21 protein-coding genes are annotated in these 21818 nt (G+C 58.6%); 14 read left to right on the plus strand and 7 right to left on the minus strand.

Translation table 11 applies throughout. The features are described 5' to 3' along the window. Nucleotides 1-268: 268 nt before the first annotated feature. From HDE80_RS10215 to HDE80_RS10245, 7 genes are all read left to right on the plus strand, one after another. Nucleotides 269-979, plus strand: a complete 711-nt coding sequence (locus HDE80_RS10215; protein WP_184670510.1) for a FadR/GntR family transcriptional regulator — start codon at nucleotides 269-271, stop codon at nucleotides 977-979. Beyond that, nucleotides 976-1905 (plus strand): 2-dehydro-3-deoxygalactonokinase, encoded by a 930-nt coding sequence (locus HDE80_RS10220; RefSeq protein ID WP_184670512.1) that lies wholly within the window; start codon nucleotides 976-978, stop codon nucleotides 1903-1905. The genes HDE80_RS10215 and HDE80_RS10220 overlap by 4 nt, the downstream gene beginning before the upstream one ends. After that, nucleotides 1902-2534, plus strand: coding sequence for a 2-dehydro-3-deoxy-6-phosphogalactonate aldolase (locus tag HDE80_RS10225; protein WP_184670514.1), 633 nt, complete (start codon nucleotides 1902-1904; stop codon nucleotides 2532-2534). The genes HDE80_RS10220 and HDE80_RS10225 overlap by 4 nt, the downstream gene beginning before the upstream one ends. Continuing rightward, nucleotides 2531-3679: a galactonate dehydratase gene (gene dgoD, locus HDE80_RS10230; protein WP_184670516.1), complete on the plus strand. Its 1149-nt coding sequence runs from the start codon at nucleotides 2531-2533 to the stop codon at nucleotides 3677-3679. The genes HDE80_RS10225 and dgoD overlap by 4 nt, the downstream gene beginning before the upstream one ends. A 60-nt stretch (nucleotides 3680-3739) precedes the next feature. Next, the gene (locus HDE80_RS10235) at nucleotides 3740-4507 is read left to right on the plus strand and encodes an SDR family oxidoreductase (RefSeq protein ID WP_184670518.1); all 768 of its coding nucleotides are present in this window, start codon (nucleotides 3740-3742) and stop codon (nucleotides 4505-4507) included. Then, a complete protein-coding gene (locus tag HDE80_RS10240; RefSeq protein WP_184670520.1) occupies nucleotides 4504-5403 on the plus strand; it encodes an SMP-30/gluconolactonase/LRE family protein in 900 nt (299 codons plus the stop codon). Before HDE80_RS10235 ends, HDE80_RS10240 begins: the two co-directional genes overlap by 4 nt. Before the next feature lie 70 nt (nucleotides 5404-5473). Then, entirely contained in the window at nucleotides 5474-6859 is a 1386-nt protein-coding gene (locus tag HDE80_RS10245) for a sugar porter family MFS transporter (protein WP_184670522.1), read from the plus strand. Nucleotides 6860-6950: 91 nt separating this feature from the next. Here the strand turns inward: HDE80_RS10245 and HDE80_RS10250 are convergent, their stop codons facing one another. Together HDE80_RS10250 and HDE80_RS10255 are read right to left on the minus strand one after the other, a co-directional pair. Continuing rightward, nucleotides 6951-7424, minus strand: coding sequence for a hypothetical protein (locus HDE80_RS10250; protein WP_184670524.1), 474 nt, complete (start codon nucleotides 7422-7424; stop codon nucleotides 6951-6953). 1 nt (nucleotide 7425) lies between these two features. Next, on the minus strand, nucleotides 7426-8109 hold the full coding sequence (locus HDE80_RS10255) for a pyridoxamine 5'-phosphate oxidase family protein (protein WP_184670526.1): 684 nt from the start codon (nucleotides 8107-8109) through the stop codon (nucleotides 7426-7428). 610 nt (nucleotides 8110-8719) lie between these two features. On the opposite strand from HDE80_RS10255, the gene HDE80_RS10260 reads away from it, so the two are divergent. From HDE80_RS10260 to HDE80_RS10280, 5 genes are all read left to right on the plus strand, one after another. Then, on the plus strand, nucleotides 8720-9724 hold the full coding sequence (locus HDE80_RS10260) for a DUF535 family protein (RefSeq protein ID WP_184670528.1): 1005 nt from the start codon (nucleotides 8720-8722) through the stop codon (nucleotides 9722-9724). Further along, nucleotides 9712-10257, plus strand: a complete 546-nt coding sequence (locus tag HDE80_RS10265; protein ID WP_184670530.1) for a sigma-70 family RNA polymerase sigma factor — start codon at nucleotides 9712-9714, stop codon at nucleotides 10255-10257. The genes HDE80_RS10260 and HDE80_RS10265 overlap by 13 nt, the downstream gene beginning before the upstream one ends. Further along, a complete protein-coding gene (locus tag HDE80_RS10270; RefSeq protein WP_184670533.1) occupies nucleotides 10257-11261 on the plus strand; it encodes a FecR domain-containing protein in 1005 nt (334 codons plus the stop codon). Before HDE80_RS10265 ends, HDE80_RS10270 begins: the two co-directional genes overlap by 1 nt. A gap of 214 nt (nucleotides 11262-11475) precedes the next feature. Beyond that, the gene (locus HDE80_RS10275; protein WP_184670535.1) at nucleotides 11476-13872 is read left to right on the plus strand and encodes a TonB-dependent receptor; all 2397 of its coding nucleotides are present in this window, start codon (nucleotides 11476-11478) and stop codon (nucleotides 13870-13872) included. 587 nt (nucleotides 13873-14459) lie between these two features. Next, nucleotides 14460-15329, plus strand: a complete 870-nt coding sequence (locus HDE80_RS10280; protein ID WP_184670537.1) for a bacterial transcriptional activator domain-containing protein — start codon at nucleotides 14460-14462, stop codon at nucleotides 15327-15329. Nucleotides 15330-15521: 192 nt separating this feature from the next. Here the strand turns inward: HDE80_RS10280 and HDE80_RS10285 are convergent, their stop codons facing one another. Further along, entirely contained in the window at nucleotides 15522-16331 is an 810-nt protein-coding gene (locus HDE80_RS10285; protein ID WP_184670539.1) for a hypothetical protein, read from the minus strand. Between the two features lie 244 nt (nucleotides 16332-16575). Here HDE80_RS10285 and ssb point away from each other — a divergent pair, with 244 nt between their 5' ends. Then, nucleotides 16576-17082, plus strand: a complete 507-nt coding sequence (gene ssb, locus HDE80_RS10290; RefSeq protein WP_184600687.1) for a single-stranded DNA-binding protein — start codon at nucleotides 16576-16578, stop codon at nucleotides 17080-17082. A 212-nt stretch (nucleotides 17083-17294) separates the two neighbouring features. Here the strand turns inward: ssb and HDE80_RS10295 are convergent, their stop codons facing one another. The 3 genes from HDE80_RS10295 to HDE80_RS10305 all read right to left on the minus strand — a co-directional run bounded on the left by HDE80_RS10295 (nucleotide 17295) and on the right by HDE80_RS10305 (nucleotide 19283). Further along, nucleotides 17295-17924, minus strand: a complete 630-nt coding sequence (locus tag HDE80_RS10295; RefSeq protein ID WP_345776437.1) for a DNA-3-methyladenine glycosylase — start codon at nucleotides 17922-17924, stop codon at nucleotides 17295-17297. Between the two features lie 93 nt (nucleotides 17925-18017). Further along, nucleotides 18018-18566, minus strand: coding sequence for a G/U mismatch-specific DNA glycosylase (gene mug / locus HDE80_RS10300; protein WP_184670543.1), 549 nt, complete (start codon nucleotides 18564-18566; stop codon nucleotides 18018-18020). Between the two features lie 90 nt (nucleotides 18567-18656). Next, nucleotides 18657-19283 carry a TetR family transcriptional regulator gene (locus HDE80_RS10305; RefSeq protein ID WP_184670545.1) on the minus strand — a complete coding sequence of 209 codons (627 nt, stop codon included), beginning with the start codon at nucleotides 19281-19283 and terminating at the stop codon, nucleotides 18657-18659. A gap of 275 nt (nucleotides 19284-19558) precedes the next feature. Here HDE80_RS10305 and HDE80_RS10310 point away from each other — a divergent pair, with 275 nt between their 5' ends. Further along, nucleotides 19559-20500, plus strand: a complete 942-nt coding sequence (locus HDE80_RS10310; RefSeq protein WP_184670547.1) for an aldo/keto reductase — start codon at nucleotides 19559-19561, stop codon at nucleotides 20498-20500. A gap of 394 nt (nucleotides 20501-20894) precedes the next feature. Here the strand turns inward: HDE80_RS10310 and HDE80_RS10315 are convergent, their stop codons facing one another. Further along, on the minus strand, nucleotides 20895-21575 hold the full coding sequence (locus HDE80_RS10315) for a TetR/AcrR family transcriptional regulator (RefSeq protein ID WP_184670548.1): 681 nt from the start codon (nucleotides 21573-21575) through the stop codon (nucleotides 20895-20897). Nucleotides 21576-21818: the final 243 nt, after the last annotated feature.

Here is a 21818-nt window from a genome sequence, read left to right on the forward strand (position 1 = left end):
ACGAAGAATCTTGATGGCGCCGGCGACTGCCTTGCACGACGTTAGCTTGAGCTTGACTGGCCGCAATAACGGCGCCATGAGGCGTTTGCATCGCACGACGGCAGGGTGCCGACACGTCCACCTATGGGCGCTGGCTGGCGTAAGCAATTCGGAAATTCATGCGTGAACCGATGGATTTTCGACGATGGATGCTGCATCTGTGCCTATGAATCGATGATATGTCTGTGTTACAAATCTATTTGTCCTACAAATAGAAAAGCCTATTGTCATGACCGCAAACGAGCCGCAACTCAATATCCACCGGCAGGTCGTCGACCAACTTGGGAAGATGATCGTGGGCGGTTCGTTGGTGCCTGGTGATCTACTTTCCAGCGAAGAGCAGCTGGCCGAGCAGTTGGCGGTCAGCCGCTCCGCGCTACGTGAGGCAATGAAGGTTCTTGGTGCCAAGGGCCTGATCGAGAGCCGGCAGAAAACCGGCGCGCGCGTGCGCGAACGCCGGTTCTGGCATCAACTGGATGCCAAGGTGCTTGAGTGGCGATTCGCCACCATGCCGACCAAGGCATTTGTCGCCGAACTGATCGAGATGCGCGAGATCATTGAACCGGCGGCCGCGGCCGCCGCCGCAAAAAAACGCGACCGCGACCAGCTTGAGGCCATCGGCACGGCTTATCAGGCGATGGCCGATGCCTCCGATCGCGACGCGTGGGCCAAGGCCGACGTGGAATTTCACAGTGCCGTACTGAACGCGGCGAATAATGAGCTGATGAGCTCATTATTCAACGTCGTGGCCACGGCCTTGCACAGTTTTTTTCAGCTGTCTGCGCGCGCCGCGGTTGATTTTAAGTATTCGCTGCCGCAGCATTTCAACGTGTACGACGCCATCCGCAAGCGCAGTGCACTGCAGGCTCGCGCGGCCATGCAGCGGCTGGTCGACGATTCACGGCGCCATCTTCGTCAAAGCGGCGGAGCAGCGGCATGAGCGGCCTGATCGCACTGGACTGGGGTACATCGAGCCTCCGCGCCATGCGGATGGGCGAGGATGGTGTGATCCTGGAAACACGTCGCCAACCCTGGGGCATTCGCCAGCTTCCCGCGGGCGGCTTTGCCGTGGCTCTCGATGCGGTGACGCAGGGTTGGCCTTCGCTGGCACGCATCGCCTCCGGGATGATTGGCAGCCGCAGCGGGTGGCGGGAAGTGGCCTATCTCGATTTGCCCGCGGGTGCTGACCAACTGGCTGCTGCGTTGGATACCCGCGATGGCCTGACCATCGTGCCAGGCCTGCGCAATGCGCGTGGTCCTGATGTCATGCGCGGTGAGGAAACCCAGGTCATCGGTCTGATGGCGCTTCACAAAGCCGCAGCGGATGCGACCGTGCTACTGCCCGGCACCCACAGCAAATGGGTGTCGTTGCGCCAAGGCTCGGTGGTCGACTTCTGCACACTGATGACCGGCGAGCTCTTTGCGCTGCTGCGCGAGCATTCGATTCTTGGCGTCGGTGTCGATGCCAGTGTTACGGCGGGTGATGGTGACGCGTTCCTCGATGGCGTGCGACAGGCGCGCGACAGCGGAGCAGCGGGCGCATTCAGCCGCCTTTTCGCCACTCGCGCGCGCATGCTCGATGGTGCCTTGAAGCCCGCCTCGATTCCCGACTACCTCTCCGGCTTGCTGATCGGCGAAGAGTTCCGTTCCATGCAGGCTGACCAGCGCATGCGTAGCGACCAGCCGCTATGGCTGATCGGCGATGCGGCTCTGTGCAATCGCTATCGATTGGCCGCTGCCGAATTTTCCATCGAGTTGGCGCCCGCCGTCGACGACACCGCCGCCGCTGGTTTGTGGTGGCTGGCACGTGCGGCCAACCTGCTTGATGTAACTACACCGATTTCTGCTTCCGGAGCTTCCTCATGATCGATACCTGGCTCGAACCACTGCCACTGGTGGCCATACTGCGTGGGCTTACGCCTGATGATGCCGTCGACATCGGCAACGCCGTGCTCGATGCGGGCTTTCGCATACTCGAGGTGCCGCTCAATTCGCCTGATCCAATGCGCAGCATTGGCTTGATGGCCGAAGCGTTCGGCCATCGCGCTTTGGTCGGTGCAGGCACTGTGCTGACCACAGCGCAGGTTGGCAAAGTCGTGGCGGCGGGTGGTCAGCTGATCGTCATGCCGCATGGCGATGTCGAGGTTATTGCCGAAGCCAAGCGTCACGGCCTGTTCTGCATTCCCGGTATCGCCACGCCAACGGAAGCGTTTGCGGCCATCCATGCCGGCGCCGACGCGCTGAAGATCTTTGCTGCCGAACACATCAGTCCTGCCGTGGTAAAGGCGTGGCGCGCCGTCTTGCCGAAAGAACTGGCATTGCTACCGGTTGGCGGCATCACGCCGGAGAACATGGGGCCGTACGTTGCGGCCGGCGTGCGCGGCTTTGGTATCGGCTCGGCGCTTTATGCGCCCGGCCGTAGTGCAGCAGAAACCGGCGAGCGCGCGCGGAAGTTCGCTCAAGCCTGGACTGTGGCGAAGGAGCATGCCGGGTGAAAATCACCAGTCTGAAAACCTATCTGGTACCGCCGCGCTGGCTGTTCCTGAAAATCGAAACCGATAGCGGCATCGTCGGTTGGGGCGAACCGGTCGTTGAGGGTCGTGCACAGACCGTCGCCGCGGCTGTCGAGGAGTTGTCGGATTACCTGATCGGCAAGGACCCTGGCCGCATCGAGGATCTGTGGAGCGTGATGTATCGCGGCGGCTTTTATCGCGGCGGCCCGATCCTGATGAGTGCCATTGCTGGTATCGACCAGGCGTTGTGGGACATCAAGGGTAAGCATCTTGGTGTGCCGGTGCATACGCTGCTTGGTGGTCCGGTACGTGATCGCATTCGCGTGTATTCGTGGATTGGTGGCGACCGTCCGGCCGACACTGCGCGTGCGGCCAGCGATGCGGTGGGGCGCGGCTTCACCGCGGTCAAGATGAATGGCACCGAGGAAATGCAGTACATCGACTCGCACGACAAGGTCGACAAGATGCTGGCCAACGTCCAGGCGGTGCGCGATGCGGTCGGCCCGAATATCGGCCTTGGCGTGGATTTCCACGGCCGCGTGCACAAACCGATGGCAAAGGTGCTGATGCGCGAACTGGCGCCGTACAAGCTGATGTTCATCGAGGAGCCGGTGCTGTCTGAATACCTCGAATGCATCCCCGAGCTGGCCGCCATCTCGCCGGCACCGATTGCGTTGGGTGAACGACTGTATTCGCGCTGGGATTTCAAGCGCGTGCTGGAGCGTGGCGGCGTCGACATCATCCAGCCCGATCCCTCGCACGCCGGCGGCATCACCGAAACCCGCAAGATCGCTGCAATGGCCGAAGCCTATGACGTGGCGCTGGCGCTGCATTGCCCCCTGGGCCCGATCGCGCTGGCCGCCAACCTGCAGATCGACGCGATCTGCCACAACGCCTTCATCCAGGAGCAAAGCCTGGGCATTCACTACAACGCTGCCAACGACCTGCTCGACTACGTCACCGATCGCAGCGTATTCGCCTACGAGAACGGCTACGTGACCATTCCTGGTGGTCCTGGCCTCGGCATCGAGGTCAATGAGGCCTATGTGATCGAGCGTGCCGAGGTCGGTCATCGCTGGCGCAACCCGATCTGGCGCCAAGCCGACGGCAGCGTCGCGGAGTGGTGAGCATGCTTGCCGCACCAGCCCCTTTCAGTATCGGAGATGAACCATGATCAGAGCCGCATCATGACGGCACGTTTTGCCAGCTATCCGAGTCTTGCCGATCGTGGGGTACTCATCACCGGTGGCGCCAGTGGCATCGGTGCTTCGTTTGTCGAGCATTTTGCACGGCAGGGCGCGCGCGTTGGCTTTATCGATGTCGACGACAAGTCGGCGACTGCACTGATTGAGTCACTGCCTGACGTGGCGCACAAGCCCGTGTTTGATCGCTGCGATATCACCCACCTCGATGAGCTGGCGCAGAGCATCGATACCTTGCGCACGGCGGTAGGTCCGTTCTCTGTTCTCATCAATAACGCGGCGAATGATGTGCGCCATGCGCTCGATGAAGTGGATGAGGCATTCTTCGAGCGCAATATCGCTGTCAATCTGCGCCATCAGGTGTTTGTCACGAAAGCGGTGATTCCGGACATGAAGCAACTCGGCGGTGGCTCGATCATCTGCATGGGTTCCATCAGCTGGATCAGAAAAAATGCCGCTTTCCCGCTGTATGCGATGGCCAAGGCCGGCGTGCGCGGCTTCGTCAACGGCATGGCGCGCGAACTCGGCGCGCAGCACATTCGTATCAACTGCCTGGTGCCTGGCTGGGTGATCACGGAGAAGCAGCGAAAGCTTTGGCTCGATGCGGAGGGTGAAGCCTCGATCAAACGCATGCAGTGTTTGCGTGGGTACCTGGAACCTTCAGATTTGGCGCGCGCTGCGCTTTTTCTCGCGGCCGACGACAGCCGCATGTGCACCGGTCAGGATTTCATCGTCGACGGTGGCTGGGTATGAACACGTCGACCTCCATTGCACACGCGGTGTCGCACGAGCTGGGCGAAGGCGTGCTGTGGGACGATCGCCTGCAGGCTGTGTGGTGGACCGATATTGGCGGTCGCAAGCTGTGGCGTCTGCATCCGGATGATGGTCGCGTCCTGCATTGGGACATGCCCGAGCGCCTCGCTTCGTTTGCGTTATGCGAGGCCGATGGCTGGCTGCTGCTGGCGCTGGCATCGCGGCTGGCATTCTTTCATCCCGAAACCTTGGAACTGATCGAGCTGCATTCGGTGGAAAAGGATCTGCCGACGCGCAGCAACGACGGCGTTTGCGATCGCCAAGGGCGCTTCGTCTTCGGTACCTTGCATGAGCCGAAGCAAGGTGCCAAGCACGCGGTCGGCGGCTTTTATCGGCTCAACCATGATCTGACTTTGGAGCGCCTGGCACTGCCAGATGTCGCCATCAGCAACAGCATCGCCTTCAGCCCATCCGGAGATCGCATGTACTTCTGCGATTCACCGACGCGGAAAATATTCTGTTGCGATTACGGCGACACCACGCTCGGCGAGCCGCGTCTGTTCGTCGACCTCAACAACATGACAGGCGTGCCCGACGGCTCGACCGTTGATGCCGAAGGTGCACTGTGGAACGCACAGTGGGGAATGGGCCGCGTGGTGCGCTACCTGGCCGATGGCACCGAGGACCGCATCGTCGCCTTGCCGGCACGGCAGACGACCAAGCCGGCGTTCGGTGGCGCCTCGCTCGACACGCTCTTTGTCACCAGCGCCAGCGAAGACCTGACAGCTGAACAACTCGCCGGCGATCCGCAGGCCGGCTTTCTCTTCGCCTGCGACATCGGCATCACCGGCCTGCGCGAGTCGCGCTTTGCCAGTACACCGATTCGTGACGCATGACGGCCGATGATATGCCGCACGACCATCAGGTTTTGTGTCTCCATCTGCTTTCCTCCGCAGGAACCAACCCATGAATACTTCAGCGTCACCGCAAGCCGTAGCACGTACGGCGGTTATCTTTACCTGCATTCTGGCCGCACTCGCGGGCTTGATGTTCGGCCTCGACATCGGCGTCATTTCCGGTGCCACCCAGTTCATCCAGAAAGACTTTGCGATCAACGACAAGACAGTCGAGCATATTGTCAGCGCCATGATGTTTGGTGCGGCTCTCGGCGCACTCGGCGCGGCATGGATGTCGTCGGCGCTGGGTCGCAAGAAGTCGCTCATCATCGGCGCGATTCTTTTCGTCGTCGGTTCGCTGCTGTGCGGGTTTGCGTGGTCACCGATAACGCTGATCCTGGCGCGTGTCGTGCTCGGGCTGGCGATTGGCATCGCCACTTTCACTGCACCGCTTTATCTGGCCGAAGTTGCGCCAGAGCACATCCGCGGCTCGATGATTTCGCTTTATCAGCTAATGATCACCATCGGCATCGTGGTAGCGTTTATCTCCGACCTGGCCTTCAGCAGCACCGGCAGCTGGCGCTGGATGCTCGGTATCATCGCAATCCCGGGTGTGCTGTTTCTGTTCGGCGTGTTCTTTTTGCCTGATAGTCCGCGCTGGCTGATGATGCGCGGTCGCAAGCCTGACGCCATCAAAGTGCTCAAGCGTTTGCGCGGCGACGATGGCGTCGTCAATCACGAAATCGCCGATATCGAGGAACAGCTGAAGCAGCCGCAGCTGGGCTGGCACCTGTTCAAGGAGAATTCCAACTTCCGCCGTTCGGTGGGTCTAGGCGTGCTGCTGCAGCTGATACAGCAGTTCACCGGCATAAACGTCGTGATGTATTACGCGCCGAAAATTTTCCAGACCATGGGTTATGACACCCATGCGCAGCTGTGGTTTACCGCCATTGTCGGTCTGACCAACGTGCTGGCCACCTTTATAGCCATCGGTCTGGTCGATCGCCTGGGCCGCAAGCCGATCCTCTATACCGGTTTCGTGGTGATGGCGCTGGGCCTGGGCATCGTTGGCACCATGATGCATCTGGGTATCAACACCAAGGGCGAACAGTACTTCACCGTCGGCATGCTGCTGCTCTTCATCGTCGGCTTCGCGATGTCGGCCGGCCCGCTGATCTGGACGCTGTGCTCGGAAGTGCAGCCACTCAAGGGCCGCGACTTCGGTATCGGCGCGTCCACCTTCACCAACTGGGTGGGTAACTACATCGTAGGCCTGACCTTCCTCAGCCTGCTCAACGGCATCGGCAACGCCAATACGTTCTGGCTCTATGCCGGGCTCAACGTGATCTTCATCGGTCTCACTTTCTGGCTCGTCCCAGAGACAAAGGGCGTGACGCTGGAACAGATCGAAACCAAGCTGATGGCCGGCAAGCCACTGCGCGAGATTGGTCAATAAAGATGAGTCAGTAAAGCAATAGGTGAAAAGAAGAACGCCGGCCTCGTGCCGGCGTTTTTATGGTTGCAATGCGCATGCATGGCCAGCCTTGTCATGTCGCTAAAGCGAGTGCCTTCGGTACGTTGCTATCGATCCAATCGGTGATGAACACTTCGAGCGCCACGCGTTGTGGAACCTCGATACCTGCGTTCCGCACGAACGAGGCGGCAGCCTTGACTAAGGATTGCTTCGACAGACTGGACGCTTGTCGGGCGGCGGCCTGCTTCTGCCGAAGGTGGATCGTATGAGGGGACGGTTGCCCAGGCTTGGCAAACTTCTGGTAACGACGCAGCTCGTCGGCCGCCAGTTCCGTGTCGAATGAGGCCTGCAACATGGCCTTTCGGGCTTTGAGCAGATGGATAAGGTCATCCGCAGCTTTCGTCAGTGCCCCGGTCCCATCCGAAGCCAACAGAATGCGGGCAAGGGGCGGTGGCAACGACGCGCCTTCGACCAAGGGAGTGGATGCGCCGAGAAGCTCCAGATGATTGAGGAAGTCTGCCTGGAGAAAGGGTTTCTGCGTTGCCATGCTACCGAAGACGCCCGGAAGCAATTAACGCAGCCAGCGGTTCGGGCAGTTTGATTGAATCAGGCACCTCGGGTGCCCTCTGACTTTCGGCCAGAGTAGTGCGTGCAGGTATGACGCCCGCCCAGACGGGAACATGCGATTCGTCGGCGTCTGATGGAGGGCCAGTACGGGCTTTTACCGTTGCCTCATCGATGTCCATCCACAGCACGGAAGTTGCTCTCAGCTCCTTTTCTGTCACCGGTCGCAAGGTATCCCAGCGCCCCGGGAAAAGGCCGTCCATGAAATCTCTGAGTGTTTCCGCCCGTTCTTCGATGCTCTCCACCACGCGTGCCGTGCCAAATAGCATGGCCGATCGGTAGTTGACCGCATGATTGAAGGCTGAGCGTGCCAATACATAGCCATCGACCATGCTGCAAGTCATGCAGGTCCGTGTGCCATCGACTTGCCTCAGGAATCGACTCCCAACCGAGCCATGCCAATAGATGCGGTTGCCTTTCCTCCAATGCATGGTTGGCGTCACGAATGGCGCGCCGTCAATCACGTAGCCAATGTGACACAACGGAGCAGCGTCCACGACGGCATACACGTCCGAACGCAGGTAGCTTCCACGATGTGGTTCGCGCCTGATTCTGCTTCGATCAGTCTTTGGAAAACTGATATCGCTATCCGATGCTGGTTTGGACATGGACTGCCTTTTCTATTGATGACGCGTAGCTGGCCGAGCGGGCCCCAAGCATTCACGGCTACTTTCGCTTTTATCGAACACTCTGATATCCGGTTGACGAGTTCTATTCAGACAGCGCCCCCTTTCCTGATCCTTCCGTAGCTGAATGGCAGTGCCTGCTCGGCTCGAAAGGGGCATGACGAGCTTTCCGTGGGGTCGCCCGCGTAGTTCGTGAATACCCGCTCAGGTGATTGGTGTGCGCGCTCAAACCCGGTTGCCGGCATCGAGCTATTTCTCTCTTCCAGCCAGTGTGCAGGCTCTCCTTCAGGTTGCCGCTGCAAGCTAATTGCCCGCTGATTTCTTCACGGCAACCCTTTGTGAGCGCTGATTTGCTCCGCCGATTTCAATTTTCGACTCCGAAGACGTCTTGGAAAGGACATAGGCATAACACGGGTCAAATGCATTGAACGAGATGAGCAAATTGCCCGGAACGGGAGCAGCCCAATTCGGGGGCATTTTTTCGGCTGGCCGCTTTTCGCAGTCACGAGCGCTGGAAGAGTCGCCAGCGTTTGAAGAAAGTCTCGGAAGCGCCCTCGGTCGACTCGGTAGATGGGTATTCAAACGATCAGGCGTGAGTTACTTCTCAGGCGTCTTCCATGCGATGGCATATCTGTTGCGTTCTTTGCGTGGCCGGTTCGACTGGCACGGCACCCCGCTGAAACGCGGATTGATTGCGACCAAATACATCGTGCGTACGCTGAGCATGCCACGGCAGCATGTAAGCCACTTGAGCTTCATTTACGGCAATCGACGCCTGGATGGCTATCGATGCAGGGATCCGCGGTTGTTGGAGCGCCATTTCCATCGTTATATGCATGTGCAGTGGAACCGTCAGGCACGGCTGCAGAGCATTCGGCAGCATTACCGTTTTGCACTCACTGAGTTGCCAAGTCTGCTGTTCGAGGCAATTTACATTTACGGCAACGCGACACTCGGCTATTTGACCTTGAAAGACGGCAGCCAGCTCAAAATATGTCTGCAGCCACCGATTTTCCTCGGCTGCGAAGGCGAGTTGTGCCTGCAGCTCAGCGATGTTCGCGACCGTCCGCTCTATCGCATCGTGTTCAGCGTGATCGACGCTGATCCCACCATCGCCATTGGCTGTTTACAGGGGCCGGACGGTGCAGAGGCGAAGGACACGGTTCGTGATCTGACGCGGAATATGTATGGCATGCGTCCCAAGCAGCTTATGCTTTCATTGGTCTATGCGTTTGCTCGACACCATGGAATAGAGCGCATAGTGGCGGTAGGTAACGCCGCGCATCCTCTGCGTCGTGCGCGAAGCGTTTTTCAGGCCGACTATGACGCATTCTGGCTGGAGCAAAAGGGTCATGATGGCGGGGATGGCTGGTTCGTACTGCCTGGCATGCCGATTCGTAAAACAGAGGCCGACGTCGCCAGTAACCATCGCTCGGCATTTCGTCGGCGCGAAGCGCTGCGGATAGAGGCCGAGCAGTTATTGACCGCAACGCTGGAGATTTTTCCCGTGCATCGTGTCAAGACCGTTCCAGCGTACGAGTTAGAATCGCTCGAATCGTCGCCATGTGATCGTCTGGAAGCCTCGTGGATACATTAGGCAAGCCCACTGACTTGGACACATCGACTGAACAGGCCGCTCGCGTGGCGGCTTTGTTCCGCGAACACAATCGCGCGTTGATTGCCTTTTTGCAATGTCGGCTCAATTCGTTTTCCGACGCCCAGGAGATCGCCCAGGAGGCTTATGTGCGCATGCTCACATTGGAGCGTCCTGATGAGGTTGTTTCCCAACGTGCTTACTTATTCCGGATCGCATCGAATCTTGCCCTGGACAGATTGCGCATGCGCAAGGTGCGAAACGATATGCCAATTGAACTGCCCGCCGATGAATTGCACCTTCCTCCCGTACCCGAGCGCCATGTAACGACAGGCGAGCAATGGCGGGAACTACGCAAAGCGCTTCGCGAGCTGCCAGCGAAAACCAGTCAGGCGTTTGTCATGCATGTAATCGAAGGGCGCGATTTCCACATCGTTGCGCAGGTGATGAAACTCAGCGAGCGCATGGTGCGCTATCACGTTACTAATGCATTGGCCCACTGTCGCGCGCGTGTCGACGAAATGGAGATACCGTGATGCCCGGAATTCCTGACGAAAAGACGCTGCATACCGCAGCCGACTGGTGGTTGCGCTTGCGCGATCACGATGGCTCCGATGAAACGATAGAGCAGTGGCTGACGTGGACCCGGGCCGACCGCAGCCATATGGAAGCGTTCGAGCGGGTGACGGAACTGGGCGAACGACTTGGCACCATCGACGCATTCACCCGGCGCCAGTGGATCGACGAGTTCGCGCCACCAGTGGTGGCCCGACGCTCGTGGTTACCGTTGGCCGCCGCGGCTGCCGCGGTAATCGCCTTGTTCGGTGGTTATGTCGCATGGAGTACCTTCAATGCATCCGTGACAACGGCGTCATATACGAGCGCGGTGGCACAGAATCGCACCATCAATCTGCCAGACGGCTCGACCGTGGCGATGGGAGGAGCGTCCATGTTGACCACACGGTTCACGCGGGGCGAGCGCCGTGTCGAACTCGGTGCCGGTGAGGCATTTTTCCAGGTGGCGCATAACGCCAAACAGCCGTTTATCGTGACGGTGGGCAATGTCAGTATTCGTGACATCGGTACCGCGTTCGATATTCGTCGCAGTGGGCAACGGGTGACGATTGCGGTGACCGAAGGACGAGTGCAGATTTTCGACGGGAGCGGCACGGCCGACCATGACACCCATGGCCCGCACATGCTGGAGGCTGTGGCAGGCGAACGGGTGTCTTACGATCCGGATGCATCGGCGATGAGCATCAGTCCGGTGACGCCCGAGCAAGCGACGGCCTGGCGCAGCGATCGACTCGAATTCATCAACGAGCCGCTCGAAGTGGTGATCGCCAACGTCAATCGCTATAGCATCCATCCGGTACACATTGCCGATGCCGATCTGGAAGTGCTGACCTTTACCGGCACCATCAAGACCGACGCGATCGACCAATGGCTGGGGGCGCTGCCGCAGGTGTTTCCGTTACGTGTCAGCAGGGGCGCCGATCAGGTGATCCTTTCCAATGCAGAACGCAGGCCCAGTCCCTAGGCTGCGGTTATCTGTTCCTGCTGGCAGACGTGGGTAAGTTAAAGGCGCATTTGATGGTTTCGGCGACCTTGCGCCCTGTAAAGGTCGCTCCCTACGGCCGCGTTTGGTCTCAGCTTGGCTTTAGGGCCTTGCTCTGGTGGGTCACATTCGTGCTGTCATCCGTCGTAGGGCATGGCAAACTGGCGGTTTTCGCTTAGGGAAGGAAGCGAAGGCCATGGGTCGGATCGCACTCCTGATTGTCTGCGCATGTCTGTCGCTACCGGTGAACACTGTCGGTGCGGCGGAGACGCCTGCACGCGTGCGATCGACAGTCGCGCATACCGGGTTTGCCATTCCGTCGCAGTCGCTGGCTACCGCGTTGGTCGCGTTCGGTAAACAAGCCAACGTGCAGGTGCTTACGGCGAGTGAAACGATTGCCTCGCTGCGCTCGACGGGTATAAAAGGCATGTTCACCGTCGATGCCGCGCTCACGACGCTTTTGCAAAATACGAACTTGAGCTACGCGTTCATCGATGCGGAAACCGTCGTTGTGAAGCCGGCGGTACCCACTTCGCCCAAAGGCGGGAAGGCAGCGAGTAGTGCTGTGGCGGCGCGCGTTAAATTGCTGGCGCCGGTAGATGCGACGGGATTGGCACACGACGAAGGTTATCTGGCCGACGTGACCAGCGCCGCCACGCGTAGCGATGAAAGTCTGATCGATGTGCCGCAATCGATAAGTATCGTCACCCGCGATCTGATGGATTCGCAGCAGATCCGCACGGTGGCGGATGCGGTGCGTAACGTGGCGGGCGTGCAATCTCTCGATGGTTCTGACGGTTTGCCGCTTTTCCAGATACGCGGGTTCTACACCGGCAACGGCATGACCGACGGTATGTTCAACAGTATCGATGGATCGGGCGATTACCCGCCATTGATTGGGGTAGAGCGTGTCGAAGTAGTGAAGGGTCCTGAAGCCATTGTGGGCGACTCATCGTCCAATGACGACTTTGGCGGCTTGATCAACGTGGTGATGAAAAAGCCGCAGAGCACGCCGGTGCACGAACTGAGTTACACCGTGGGACGCTATGGCGATGTGCAGTTGGGCGTCGATCTGGCCGGGCCATTAGGCAACAACAATGGACTGACCTATCGACTGGTGTTGTCCGGTGAATACGCCGATCACACTGCGCAGGGTTATCACGGTCAGCGCAGTAGCTATGTGGCGCCCTCCATCGGATGGCAGGGCGATAGCACGAAGCTCATCGTCGGCGTCCAGCGCACAGTCAACCGCGTACCCATTCCCGACCATACGATATTGCTCGATGACAGCGTGGGTTCCAGCTCGCCACCTGGCATTCTTCTAGGTAATCCGAGCGATCATTCCACGTTTCAGACGAGTCGCTTTTACTACCTTTTCGAGCAGCAGCTCGGCAACGACTGGATGATCCGCAGTCGTGGTCAATATGTGCATCAGCGAACCAACCTGCAGACCTGGATTCTGGACGATCCCACGCCGGATGGAGACGTCGATGCCACCGCGGAGTCCTATCGCTATGCCGATGCGTATTACACCCTGCAGAACGATATAACGGCGACTTTCTATCAGGGCATGCTCACGCATAACGTCACGGTCGGCTTCGACTACTCGCGTTCGCGCGTTGGCAGCAGCGACTATGTTTTCAACGATGCCGGCAGCGGGCCATACAATATTTTCTCGTCGCCTAGTTTATTGCCCGTCCGGGCTGTGCTCGACCCCACCACGGATTTCTATCAGCCTGGAAGTGCCTGGTCGACCGATAGCGGTCTGTTCCTGCAAGATCAGATCACGGTAGGTCAGCATTGGGAGCTGCTGCTTGCTCTGCGACGCTCGGCGTACGAGCTTTCCACTTATGACGAGAACGACAATCCGTGGAACCTGCAAAAAGCACAGTGGGTACCCAACGCGGGATTGGTCTACAAGATGACACCCAATATCGCGTTCTACGGCAGCACAGCCAGTGGCTTCCAGCCTGACACGTTGTTGGGGAAAAACGGCCGGCCGCTAGCGCCTGCCATGTCGCGTCAGATCGAAGCAGGAGCCAAGTTCAATCTGTTTGACAATCGTGTCCGACTGACTGCGTCGTGGTATCGCATCATGCTGGATCGCAGCGTCGATCTGTTCTCGTTGGAGCCGCCTTATTTCGCGATTCCGGGCCCCGGTCAGACCAACCGGGGCGTGGAGATCGAATTCACCGGCCGCATTGCGCCAGGCATGGATATCACATCCAGTTACACCCAGGCCCGCGTTCTCAATCACGACGGTACGCTGGCTACAGGCTCGCCTCGGCAGCGCTTCAATCTATGGGCCAGCTACCGTGTCCAGAGTGGTGTTTTGCAGGGGTGGGGCGCCGCAGCTGGTGTACTCGCGCGCAGCCGTAGCTTGGGGCAGACGACGGACGACGATACCTATTTCCATATTCCCGGACAGGCCAGCGTGGATGCCAACGTGTCTTACCAGGCACATCAATGGAGCATGACCTTGGGCGTCAAGAACCTGTTTGGTCGACGCTTGTACAGCGACGACTTTGACGAGACCTTCGTGCCTCTGCGTAACCGGCGCAGCCTGTTGCTGACTGGTACGTACGATTTCTAATCACACATCCGAATCAGAATCGTCCAGCTCAATCGAGCAACTGGACTGTAACTATTTTGCTATGTGCCTTCGTTAAAAGTGATTTGCCGGACATCCAAGAGCAGCTCGTGACGTTGCCAAGGCTATGCAGCGAAATTGGTGAAACGAATCGTCGACTCAGCTCAAAAAAGCAAGACGTACTTTTCGCGCATCAGCGGGATTTGTGAATTATCTGCTCGCATTCAAACCGGACGGCAGATTGGGCCACGCCTGGTTGATCGATGCCGTTCCCGATCCTGTGCTGGGCGAAACGTTGCGCACCTACGCGGAGAACATGACAGCCCCGCCAGTGCCAGGCGGTAGCGAAGCGGGGCTGCGTATGCGTGGATGCCCGTCATGTATGACGATGGCCGTTATCGGGCGTCATCTTCGCGTTAAGCAACAGGTTTCCAGCCCATAGCCTGCCCACAATACCGTTTTGAAGAAACATCAGGTCAAATTCGCTGTCTCAGCTGTACGCTGATACTGCTATCTAAGCCTTGTTCTTCTATGTCGGTGACCTAATTTCAACATAAACGACCTGCCTGGGTCGCGCATTGGAGATATACGTGAAAAAGCTTTGGTTGACGGGACTATTGGTATTGCTGGTGAGCGCCACGGCTTTCGCCGCCGATGGTCCGAAGGAAGTCGAGGCGGCGCTGCAGCAAGGCAATTACACGCTGGCGGAGCAGGAGCTGCGCCAGGCGATCGTCGAGCATCCGGAAAGCGCCAAGGCGCACTATCTGCTGGCGCAGGTGCTGGCTCATCAGGGCAATATTGGCGATGCGCAGAAAGAGGCGGCTCAGGCCAAGCAGCTTGATCCGAAGATCAGTTTCACCAATCCGGCCCGCTTCGAGCACTTTCAGTCGGAGCTGAATCAGGCGCTTGCAGCGCCCACCAGCGTTCGGCCCACAGCCTCGACGCGAGCGGAGCCTTATGCCGCTGCCGAGCAGCCCGTGGCCGGGCAGCGTTCGAGTGGCAGCATCTGGCCCTGGGTGATCGGCGCCGTGATCGTCGTCCTGTTGTTTGGCTGGTTCCGTCGCCGCCAGCAGGGTGCGTTCAATAATCAGGGCTACAACCAGGGTTACGGTGCGCCCGGCCCGCAAAACCCGTATGGCAATGGACCGTATCCGCCGCCGGGTTATCAGCAAGGACCGCAAGGCGGATCCGGTATCGGCGGCAGTTTGCTTGGTGGACTGGCCGGTGGCGTGCTTGGTGCGGCCGCCGTCAATGCCTACGAAAACCATGAGCGTCGCGAGGAAGAAGAGCGTGGCGATTACCAGTCCGGCAATAACGCTGCATCCAACCCGCAGGATCAGGCATACGACGATTTGCGCCGCGATCCCATTGACACCGGCAACAACGACAATAGTTGGGACGATAACAGTGGCGGCGGCGACTCGTTCGACGGCGGTGGCGGTGACGATAGCTGGAGCTAGTGCTGCGGTAGCTCACCCTCGAGCGACACCTCGCTGGAGTAGGTTGGGATGAGCGTAAGCGAATCCCAACATCATGGTTCCAAGTAACAAGTTATGCATCAATGACGGGCTGCCTTCAGTAGCGCGTCATTGATGCATCGGTCGCCAGCATATCGTTGGGTATCGCTACGCTCCACCCAACCTACTTTGAAATCACGGAATCTTGCACTGCCCATTCAGTGGCGCCTTGGCGGCGTTGTCGAGATCGGTGCGGCTGACGTCCTTGTTTTTCGACGGATCAAACAGGATTTTCGCGTCGACGTTTTTGCCATCGCTGCTGCGGATATTGGCGATGCCGCTGAAGCTCAGCAGCTCGTGGGTTTTGGCATCGTAGGCAACATCGAGGTGTGGCAAGGCGAAGCCGATCATGCTGTCCAGGCTGAGCCGGTACTGGCGCGCGGCGTGGCCGTCGATCTGGGTATCGCCCTGGCGTTTGACCCTGAAGCTGAGCGTGCCTAGCCGACTGGGGAGAAGAAACGGCAAGGTGTCGCCGCTCTTGCCGAGCGTGTCCCAGTGCGTGCGGATATAGGCGTCGAAGCCAGCATCGATCACCGGCATGGGTGAGGTATCCAATGCCGCGGTGCGCTCGGCGGCATTTTTGTCGTTGCGCACGAAGATCACGCGTTTGCCGCCACTGCTGCGCACGCCTTCCCGGTAGCCGGTACGGGCATCATCCAGCTCGAAATCGGGCGCCTGGGGGCTGTCATCGTCGTGGAGTGTCTTGCGGGCGAACGGCTTTCCATCCGGGCAGCGATACAGCACCAACCGCGACGGGTTGCCGCCGTCGTCGTAGATCCAGTGGGATTCGGTGTACATCAGGTGGCCATCTGAGGCGGATGCCTTGCCTTCGACGTAGCGAACGGAGTCGGAATCTGTGGGTGCGCCAGCTGCAGCGGCGACCGTGGCGGCCAGGCCAAGTGTCAGGCCAAACGCACAAGCGTGGCCATGGACGGTCATCGTCAAGGGTTTTCTCCCGTAGCGGTGGGGTTTGCCGCGGGCGGGCAGGCATCGCCCGATGCGAAGAGTCACAACGCTTAATTACGGGTCGATACGACCGATGGATGCAGCGGCTTGGCATCCTGAATGCCGAAACGGTCGCGGGCGGCTATGATGGGAGGCCGTCGGGCGCGCGGAAATCGTGTGCGGCCGGCAATTATTGACAGCGGTCGATGTTTCGGCATTGGCCACGCACAGTGAGGTTAGTGATATGGCACGTGGCGTCAACAAAGTCATTCTGGTCGGCAATCTCGGCGGAGATCCGGAAATGCGCCACACCGGTAGCGGTACGGCGATCACCACGATCAACATTGCCACGTCCGAGTCGTGGACCGACAAGCAGTCGGGCGAAAAGCAGGAGCGCACCGAGTGGCACCGGGTGAAGCTGTTCGGCCGACTGGCCGAGATCGCCGGTGATTATTTGAAGAAAGGCCGTCAGGTTTATATCGAAGGTTCGCTGCGCACCGACAAGTACACCGACAAAGCCGGCGTCGAGCGCTACAGCACTGACGTGATCGCCAGCGAAATGCAGATGCTTGGCGGCCAGGAAGGCGGTGGTGGTGGTGGCGGTCAGCGTGAGCGTCCGCAGAGCTCCGGCGGTCAACGCAGCAGTGGTGGTGGCCAGTCACGCGGCAACGACGACTACAACCAGCGAGCGCCAGCGCCGTCGGCACCGGCCGGAAACAGCAGCTTCGATGATGACGATATCCCGTTCTAAAACGTACCTTAGATCAGAATTGTCGTTTTTCACCTAAAAACCCCCGAGAAATCGGGGGTTTTTGCTTTTCTGGAGTGGACATTTACCATCGCTTTTGGTGCCGATGGTTAGCTGTCGTCGAAGCGTGCCGATCACGGCTTCGATCAGCACCGTGAAATCGCGGATCGCTGCTCACAGGTCACCTGCCCTGCGCTCAGTACATGCTTCAAGAGTCAGTTTTGCTGCGCGATCGTACCTGATACATAACGGCTGCCAGGCACACTCCACCGCCATGGGAGATCCTTGCCTAGGCTGATGCCGATACGAGGTCCGCCTGTTAGATCTTTGGGGGGAGCCATGCCATCGTCGATGACAGTAAAGCCATCATGGGTGCCAACCAGATCAATCCCATTTTGAACTCCGCTGATGCCCATCGCCTGAGTCAGGCGAGCTGGCCCGCGGCATAAATCACGATCACGCGCTGTCCGTGGGCGCGCCGCGCGCATTTGCTCAAGCCCGCGCAAGGGTTCCAGCGCACGGATGAGCACACCGCTACCATCGCTCTCAGGGCCACACACGCAGTTACAGCACCAGTGCATGCCGTACGTGAAATAGACATACATGTGCCCCGGTGGTCCAAACATGATCGCATTTCGTGGCGTCTTTCCCCGGTACGTATGCGCCGCTGGATCGATGGCGCCGACATAAGCCTCCACTTCCACAATGCGACCCGCCCGGCCATCCGCTGCTGCCAGGATCTTGTTGAGCAGCTGTGGTGCTACCGTGGGCGCGGTCCGATCAAAGAACGCACGGGACAAGGGGGTACCTGGCCAGATGATCGACGCAGTTTCTTTTTGAACCACCGAGCTCTCCATACGCGTTGTCCGACCATGCATACCGTATCTTGCTGGAATGCGCCGGCTTGCCAAAGCGTACCGGTGCACTCGTTCGGCGCTTTACCGGGTCACTGGCTTTACGAAGTCATCGCCATTGGAAGTGGCAACCGCTGTTAGACAAAGTTGACGGTACGCTTCGACCAGACGGTCGAGACCGAACGCACGATTTCTCCCGCTAGGGTTGGGCAGAACCCAAATTAAAGCGCCTTCCATGCGAGTTGGTTGCAATCCCCAGGCGATGTCTCGTTGACCTGAAAGCCCGGAGTACGCCGCCTTACCTAGAAAGGCGACGAAGTGTGGCGCATGGCGTGCAATCTTCCGCTCGAATTCGGCAGCGGCAGCGATGAATTCCTCTGGCGAAAGCTGATCTGCACGCGCCGTCGGCCGTTTCACTACCGACGTCACACCGCAGCCGTATCTGAGTATCGCGTGGTCTTCCTGCGGCTGTAGTTCCTCAGGGGTAAAGCCAGCCAGATGGATAACCCGCCAGAAGCGATTACTTCTACCAGCGAAATGGTGTCCTGTTGCGGCTGCCGTCATTCCAGGGTTGATTCCGCAGAACAGCACCTTGAGGCCTGCGGCAATGATATCCGGGATCTCGTCAGTCATCGTAGGCCTCGCAAACTCGGGCAGGCGTCGAGCTCGATCCGAAAAGGAGCCGATATTCCCTTCGGGGAGATAGATCAAATCGACCGGTCATCAGCAGATCACGCTCACCGCTTTCTGTGCGAGCTTCCTTAGGTCGTTGTGGGAGGCGCCGGCGCGAGCGCGGATGGCCAGGGTATGCATCGTCGCCGAGGCGAGCAGGGCGAGGGCTTTGAGGTCAGCGTCCTGTTTCAATTCTCCGGCGGCACGCGCCAGTTTGAAGTGCGCCTCGAAGTTGGCATCGAGCGTACGAAACCCCTCCGCAACAATGCGTTGGATCTCCGGGTCGCCGGGCGCCTCGGTAATGGCGGTGCCGACCACGAAACATCCAAGCGCCTGATCGTCGTTAGAGAAATAAATTGACAGTGATGCGTCGTAGATCCTCATCAACGTCGCGGCCAAGCTCCCGCCACTGTCGAATGCTTTACGCATCGACTCAAATTTGAATTCCCAGTAGCGGCTTAGCGCCTTGACATAGATTTCGTGCTTATCGCCGAACGCCGCACGAAGGCTCGGCCGGTTCATGCCGGTCGCAGCAGAAATGTCGTCGAGCGAGGTGCCCGAATAACCGGTCTTCCAGAATGTCGCCGCCGCCAGCCGGAGCGCAGTTTCCGGATCGTAGGCGCGTGGCCGCCCTCGGGGCTTTTTCTCGGTCTCGTCCTTTTTTGTTCCTGAGCGCATAAAAATCTTGACCTCTCATCTTCGCCATGATTATTATTCGAACATGTACAAAATTCAAGATGGTGGGAATTCGGGCGCGGGGCTGGTCGACCGATGATCTGGGCCGACGATCAGCAGGTAGTTCGGTAGAGGTCTGGTTTCAGTTGAGGTAAGAGGCCGCGTACGCGGCAGGAACCCGGTACGAGGTGGTCACGCGTACCTTTCATCCAGCATCTCGACGAGCTGCGCCACGCGTCGTCAGCACGGCAGATGGATTACGACAAGAGAGCACACACATGAATGCCTTTGAGCGTTTTCGTAATACAAGAATTCCACTGGCCCATGGGGTCGGAGCAATCCCTGCGGTCGGATTCGGTACGTTGATTCCAGATCGCATCGTGGCCAAGCAAGCCATCAAAGTCGCGTTGGAGGTCGGATTCCGACACCTCGATGGCGCGGAGGTCTACCGTAACGAAGACGTGGTCGGCGATGCTATGCGAGAGGCTTTTGAAGCCGGGACGGTCAACCGAGAGGAGCTCTTCGTCACCACGAAGCTATGGAACAACAATCATCGTCCCGATCGAGTCAAAGCAGCCTTCGAAGCAAGCCTCCGTCGTCTTCAGCTCGACTACCTTGACTGCTATTTGATCCATACGCCCTTTGCCTTTCCGCCGGGCGACGAACAGCATCCGAGGAATGAACAGGATGAGCCGATCTATGACGCGGGGGTGACGCTGGTTGAGACGTGGCGGGCGATGGAGCGTCTCGTGGATGAGGGAAGGTGCAGGGCCATCGGACTATCCGACATCACGCTGCCGAAGCTGAAAGAGATCGTCGCGGTGGCACGCATCAAGCCCGCCGTGGTGCAGGTCGAGTGCCATCCTTATCTTCCCGAGTGGGAGCTACTCGACTTTTGTCGGCAACATGGAATCGTGCTGCTTGCCTTCGCGCCATTGGGTCATGGCATGGAACCGAGAATAACGGACGACCCGGTGATCAAGGCCATCGCCCAACGTGTCGAGAAGACTCCGGCACAAGTGGCGCTGGCGTGGGCTGTGCAGCGCGGTACGGCATTGCTCACCACGTCAACTAACCCCACGCATATCCGGGAGAATTTCGATATCTCCTTGCTGCCCGAAGACGCCATGCAGGAAATGCAAAATCGCATCACGACGAGCATCCGATTGAACGCGGTGGTGGAGACCGGAGTGCCTGGATTTGTTCCGCGGCGCGGGTGAATGGGGTGAGATGGTGGGGTGCCGTGTGCTTCCGTAATGATCAGCGCAAGACAGTGCGCTACACCTAGAGCTACGGGTCTCCCTTATCTCTCTTGTGAATGCCGATATTCGATACAGAGAAGAACGAGTGCCTGAATTTCAAGGAATACGTGAACGTGGTCAACTACTTGTTGAGGCACGAGCACAAATGATCATCGTTCGACACTTTGTTACAACTTATGCTTTACGAATAGAGATCTGCGTATTGGCGTGGAGCCAGTCGAATAGCCCGAACCGAGCCGCGATGCTGCATTGAAGGTGTTCGGCGATAATGTTTTGTCAGTCATCAGAGTATGACGTCGATTGCTCTGGCACGGCTGGACACAGGTTTAGAAAGCCAGCATGCGGTTTGGGGTCAGGCGGGCGACTGGAGTATTGCAGCAACGATGAGATGAGTTGCCTCAGCCGCGATTTTTTCCAGACTCTGTGGCTTGTCGCCCGGGGTGACTGAAGCGACAGCGAGTCCCCTGATCGCTCCAACAAGTGCAATTGCCGTCAAAGAGAAGTCTCGTTTCGGCGCTAGTTTGATTTTCGCCAAACGATTCGCTTCTTGCTTGATGAGCGAAGCGAACACGTTCAGAGCGGCCTGCCGATGAGCCTCCATAGCGGCGCTTACTCCCACTGATTCAATATGAGCGATGCGCGCCATACGTCTATCGGCCGTCATCGTCTTGAGATAGGCAGTGACACCTGCACGGGCACGAGTCTTGAAATCCAAAGGGTCCGCCTTTGCTAAGGCGGACGCGGCGGCTTCAATCGCACGCACATTGATGTCGTCGTAAAGAGTGTGAAGTAATTCTTCCTTGCTCCCGAACTCTTCATAGAAGTTTCGCGCAGAAATCCCAGCCATCGAGCAAAGCTGTTCTATGGAAGTGTTGCTATAGCCGTCACTGGCGAAGGCTTCCGTCGCCGCCTCGATCAGTTTGTCGCGGCGTTCAGTTCGGCGCTCGGCGGTCGTGCGACTCCGGTACCGACGGTTTTCTGCGTTATTCACCTTCAAAGGCGTGATCCATTTTTGTGGCAGTGCAGCTTGCAAAGCTACATCGTGAGCGTAACTTGCAAATTGGTATGGAGTCTTACCAGTTTAACGATGTCCAGTAGGCGGTCGTCCTGGGCATCGCATTGGTGAGTTCGGAGGGGCGTATGTATGACTGTTCGATTCGTGGCCATTTTAGCAGTAGCCCATGCGGTATCGATTGCCTGTGGGCGACCGGCTGCCTGCGCAGTAACGGCTCCAACGACTGGAGCGGCCAGCCTTCTGTTGGATCCTTTGAGTCTC

It is taken from the genome of Rhodanobacter sp. A1T4 (genome assembly GCF_014207185.1).
GTDB lineage: Bacteria > Pseudomonadota > Gammaproteobacteria > Xanthomonadales > Rhodanobacteraceae > Rhodanobacter.